The following is a 4,883-nucleotide window of genomic DNA, read 5'->3' on the forward strand; positions in this document are numbered from 1 at the left end:
GGTGGTCTCCACCCCCCACGCCGCCCGCACCTGGGGGTGGTTTTTGGCGCCCGGAGCACTTCGCACCACCCCCACGCTTGGTGTCGTGGGCGCACTCGACACCGAGGCGCTGCGCAGTGGGTCCGACACCGCCATGTTTTTCGCCGTCATCGACGAAGCCGGACGGACCGTCGCGGGCCTACGGGCGATTGGACCACTGCGGTCGGCCGAGGACTCGCATGCGGTCATCGAGTGGGCGGGTCAACCCAGCCAGCAGGTGGTGCGCAGCATGATCAACGACCGGGTGCCGTTCGGAGTCCTCGAGATGAAATCAGCGTGGGCGACCGACGACCCCGATCGCAGCCATCGCATCACCGAGGCCATGGCGCGCAGCGCTTTCCACATGATGGCGCTGCTGGACAATCAATTCTGCATGGCCACCGCGGCGGCGTACGCGCTGAACCGGTGGCGATCATCGGGCGGAGTGATCTCCCCGATTCCCGCGACACCGTACCCGAGTGAGCGTTACCAGACCAAGATGATGTGGTGGGATCGTCACGACTTCGTCAATCACGCCAAACCGGAACAGGTTTCCAAGATTCTGACCGAAACCCAACTGCTGAGCCAGCGGTTTTGCCCGCAATCTAGCGCGCGAGCGTCGACGGCTACCTGATCACGACTCGTCTCGATCGAAGTCGAGCGGCACGTAGCGCTGCGCCAGCAGCGCTTCCATCGCGTCGGCCTCCAACGGATGAGACAGCAGAAAGCCTTGCGCGCGATAACAATTGAAGTCGAGTAGCGTTCGCGCCGCGGCAGCGGTCTCGACTCCCTCGGCGACGACCTCCAGCTTGAAGGCGTCGGCCAAGGACATGATCGAGCGCACGATCGCCTGATCGCCTTCGTCGGTCCCGAGCTCTCGGACGAAGCCACGATCGATCTTGAGCGTGTCGACGGGCAGCGACTTCAGATACGCCAGCGCGCTGTAGCCGGTGCCGAAATCATCGATGGCGATTTGCACTCCGATGTCTTTCAAGCCGGCAAGCGTCTTATGGGTGGCGTCGATGTCTTGGACGACGACGCTTTCGGTGATCTCCAAGCACACGGTATTCGCCTCCAGGCCAAACGCCTCGAGCGTCGCGGCAACCAGGTCGACCGTTCCCTCCGCGACCAGCTGCACCGGGGACACGTTCACTCGGATCACCGCGTGCTCTCCCACCCCCCGCGCGCGCCAGAGGCTGAATTGCTCGAAGGCCGAACGCATTACCAAGCGCCCGAGACGGCCCGCCAGGTTGATCGACTCGACCACGCTGATGAAGGAGTCGGGCAGCAGCAGGCCCCGCGTCGGATGCTGCCATCGGACCAGCGCCTCGGCGCCGAGCACCTCGCCGGTCCGCATATCGAACTCGGGAAGATAGTGCAGCACCAGGGCTCCGCTGGCGCTGTCGATGGTGCCTTCCATCTGCAGCTCGATGTCGTTGCGAATCGCATACTTGTCCGACAACTCCGGGCTGAATCGAGCAACCCCGCGCCCGCCGGAACTCTTGGCCAACAACAGCGCCTGATCCGCTCGCCGGAGCAATGCGGACGTACTGTCGACTCCCGGCTCACCGATGGCAACTCCGACACTGACTGTGCGGCTTACCTTTTCACGATCGATCTCGACCTGCTGGCCGAGTCCGAATTGCACGCGCTGCGCGAAGAGTTCGGCATCATCGACATCGATCGGACCTGTCGGCACGATGACAAACTCGTCACCGCCTAATCTGGCGACGGTAGAAGGGATGTCGACGGCCCGCAGCAGCCCGGCGAAGGCCCTGATGTAACGGTCGCCGGCATCCTGCCCGAGATGATCGTTGATCACCTTGAGCCGGTCTACGTCGATCTGCAGCACGGCGACAGGGCGGGGCTGACCGTCTGCCAGCCGCTCGTCGAGATAGGCGAGCAGCACGCGCCGGTTCAGCAGCCCGGTCAGATCGTCATGGTCGGCCAGGTACTGCAGCTGCGCTTCGGCGGTCAGGCGCGCCTGCACTTGAGCAAACAACGTGGCGATAACCTGCAGTGCGTTCAGCTCGTCCGGGAGCCACTCGCGGTCGCCGAACTTAACGAAGAGAAGGGTGCCGGTGGTGAGTTCGCCGGACAGCAACGGCACGGCCGCGAGCGACGTTTGATGTATGACGGTTCCCTCCTCGATACTGCGCTGATAGTCGGAGTGCGCCGGATCCGGGCGAAGAACGTATGGGGCCGTGTAACTTTCGATCAGCGCGAAGACCGAGTCCGCTTCCGCGAAATACACCACACCGATCGGGTCGGGGTCAGGGATGTTCTCACGGGGCGGCCACGAAGCGATGAGTATCGTGGCTCGAATTCTATGGTCGGTGTGCCGAAGAGCGGCGAAGTCGACGCCGAAGTGATCCGCCAGATCGTGCAGGACCCGCTGACTGGCGGCGACATGATTGGCCGCGTTGGCAGCCATCAAGGCAGCCGCCGCCCCGGTAACCAGGTCGTCGAGCCCGCCGGACATGTAACAACGGTAGCCGCTGTCGGGGCTACCGTAAATTGACGCGTCCGAAATCGCGCAGGCTGCGCACTGTTGCGGGCTCGCTGACAGCGAATCGCAACACCAGGGCGACCGCATCCCCGGGGCGGATCCCGACGAGCGTGCCGAACTCCTCCTGCAGAACGCTCAACTCCTCGCGGAAGGCGGTCGACACCCGATCGAGATCCTCGGTGCCGCGCGCATACAGAAATATCGGCGACATCGGCTGGACAGCGAGCCCGCACTGCTGCGCGGTGATCCAGACGGCCTCGGCCGCCGAACCGCCGCGCGCGTAGTCGGTCAGCGATCCGCCGGACACCGAGATGACGGCCAACGCCGAGCTGGCCGCCACCTGTCGACGAGTGCCCTCACCCAACGCCGATCCGGCATTCCACCGCGCCAGGTGGTCCATGACCTCCGGCCGCCGCACAATTTCTACCGCGGCAAGATCACTGTGGCTGAATTCGAGGCTGCGGATATCGATCCCGGTGTTCGGAACCGGATCACCCGGCCAGCGCAGCTCCGCGATCATCTCCGAATGTAGTCCCGGAGTCAGATAGCGGATGCGGTCGGACGCGGCGATGATTGTCGCCGCCCTCGCGATGTCTTGAGGTGCAGTCAGCACATGTAGCTGAGCGCCTTCGCGCTCGGCTGCGGTGCGCAGGCTCCGGACAGTGTCATCAGCGACTGGCTGCGCAGTTCCCAACCGCCGGTTGGCTTCTCGATGCAGCATCGCGTCGTGGAGTCCGGCCAGGGCCGGGTCGGTACCGTCACCGAGCTGCAGCGTGGCCTGTAGCGGCATACCGTCGGCTTCAGTGAAATTCACCGGGCCCAGCACCTGGTGGGCGGCAGCGGAGACCTTGGCGTTGAAGATCGCCGCTCCGAGCGCGACGGCGCTGGCGCGGTATCCGACATCCAGCGTCGACGAGTGTTCGGGCGCCAGCCGGACAATGATGACATCCGGGCTGGCCTCGATCTGCCAGGGCTGGGCGTTGGAGGCCGACGGCGCCCGAATCGCGGCGGCGGCAATCGCGCCCGCGACTCCCGGCCACACCGGGTCCGAGTATTCGGGTAGCGGCGGAGCCGATTCCTTGGGCAACTCCGGCTCGTCGATCCGGTCGAGCGCACCGCCGACATCGAGGCGAACCCGCCCCGACGGCAGGTGTTCGCCCAGTCCGATCCGGCGCACGGATTCGGCGATCACCGGTGCTCCCGCAGCCACATCGCCGGCCACCTGTGGCCACGTCGACAGGGTGCGGTCGATCTCCAGCAGAGATGCCGCGCCGCGCGACGACAAATGTTGGGCCTCCAGGAAACGCAGCAAGTGCGGAACCTTCTCGCCGCTTGCCATGCGCGCCAGCGATGCGGGGTCCACATCACCGAGCAGGCCGTGCAGAATCGGTCGTTGCGGGTCGAGATCGAAGCGCTCCACGTCGACGAGCCCGCGATCGCTGGTCGCCATCAACACCGGGAGCCCCCGCGCCCTGGCCCGCTCTCGCACGATCGCCTTCATGTCCAATGAATCGCATTCGTCGACAACGATGTCGAGGCAAGAGAGGAATTCGTCGATGCTGTCCAGCGTCAGCCCGGCATCGAAGGTTCGCACCGGCAGATAAGGGTCGAGCTCGGCAATTCTGCGGGCCGCCGCCTCGGCTTTGTTCAGCCCAATGTCGAATATCGTCGCCGGCACCCGGTTGAGATTGCTCAATGCCAATTGATCGAAATCCGCCAGCCGCAGTTCGCCGCACAAGCCCTGCGCCGCGAGCGTGTGCGCGATGACATGGCCGGCGCTCAACCCGACGACGCCGATCCGCAGCACACCAAGTCGTGCCTGCTCGTCAGCGGTGACCACATTTCGGTTACGGTCCAGCCGCACCGCACGGAACCCCAGCGGCCCCAGCACCGCCACCACCGCCCGCCGCCAGGGGTAGTAAACCCACCGGCAGCGTTCGCCGAGCAACTCGGCGTCAGGTGATGGGAGCAGCTCGCTCAATTCCGCCAGTTGCGCCGCGCGGTGATCAATGAACTCAATCGCGGGATCGGCGCGCAGTTGCTCCAGCACCATGGTGTCGGCCGCGTCCTCGGCGTCGAGAACAGATGCCGTGAAAGCTGCGATGGTGGTCTCCTTCGACGGGTCGGGAACACAGATGCGCGCGACGTTCAGCTGTGTGATGCAGCCGTCACTTTGTACGGCTCCACTTCCGATATGGGTGAACATATGTGATATTCGGGTAATGCACCTGTCCAGATCTTGAATTCGTGCCCAGATCGGAGGACATCCTTGCCGATTAATCTGGCCCTGGTCACCTCCATCGCCAACCAGCTGATGGTGGCTAACGCGTTGACCGCGACCCACGCAAGCGAACAG

The 4,883-nt window shown here is 64.7% G+C and carries 3 protein-coding genes; 1 reads left to right on the top strand and 2 read right to left on the bottom strand.

Going from position 1 to position 4,883, the window contains the following annotated elements:
- Positions 1–652: hypothetical protein (locus AC2VOU_RS12245; RefSeq protein WP_486957622.1), on the top strand; the 652-nt coding region annotated here is incomplete at its 5' end.
- On the opposite strand, the gene AC2VOU_RS12250 is transcribed toward AC2VOU_RS12245, so the two are convergent.
- Together AC2VOU_RS12250 and AC2VOU_RS12255 are read right to left on the bottom strand one after the other, a co-directional pair.
- The gene (locus tag AC2VOU_RS12250; protein WP_486957623.1) at positions 653–2,500 is read right to left on the bottom strand and encodes a putative bifunctional diguanylate cyclase/phosphodiesterase; all 1,848 of its coding nucleotides are present in this window, start codon (positions 2,498–2,500) and stop codon (positions 653–655) included.
- A 25-nt stretch (positions 2,501–2,525) separates the two neighbouring features.
- Entirely contained in the window at positions 2,526–4,733 is a 2,208-nt protein-coding gene (locus AC2VOU_RS12255; protein ID WP_486957624.1) for an Rv1355c family protein, read from the bottom strand.
- Positions 4,734–4,883: the final 150 nt, after the last annotated feature.

It is taken from the genome of Mycobacterium sp. TH-M25 (assembly GCF_057473665.1).

What these genes read in the sequence shown, in the direction of transcription:
- AC2VOU_RS12250 (WP_486957623.1), bottom strand. Translation starts at nt 2,500, where the DNA reads ATGTCCGGCGGGCTCGACGACCTGGTTACCGGGGCGGCGGCTGCCTTG.
- AC2VOU_RS12255 (WP_486957624.1), bottom strand. Translation starts at nt 4,733, where the DNA reads ATGTTCACCCATATCGGAAGTGGAGCCGTACAAAGTGACGGCTGCATC.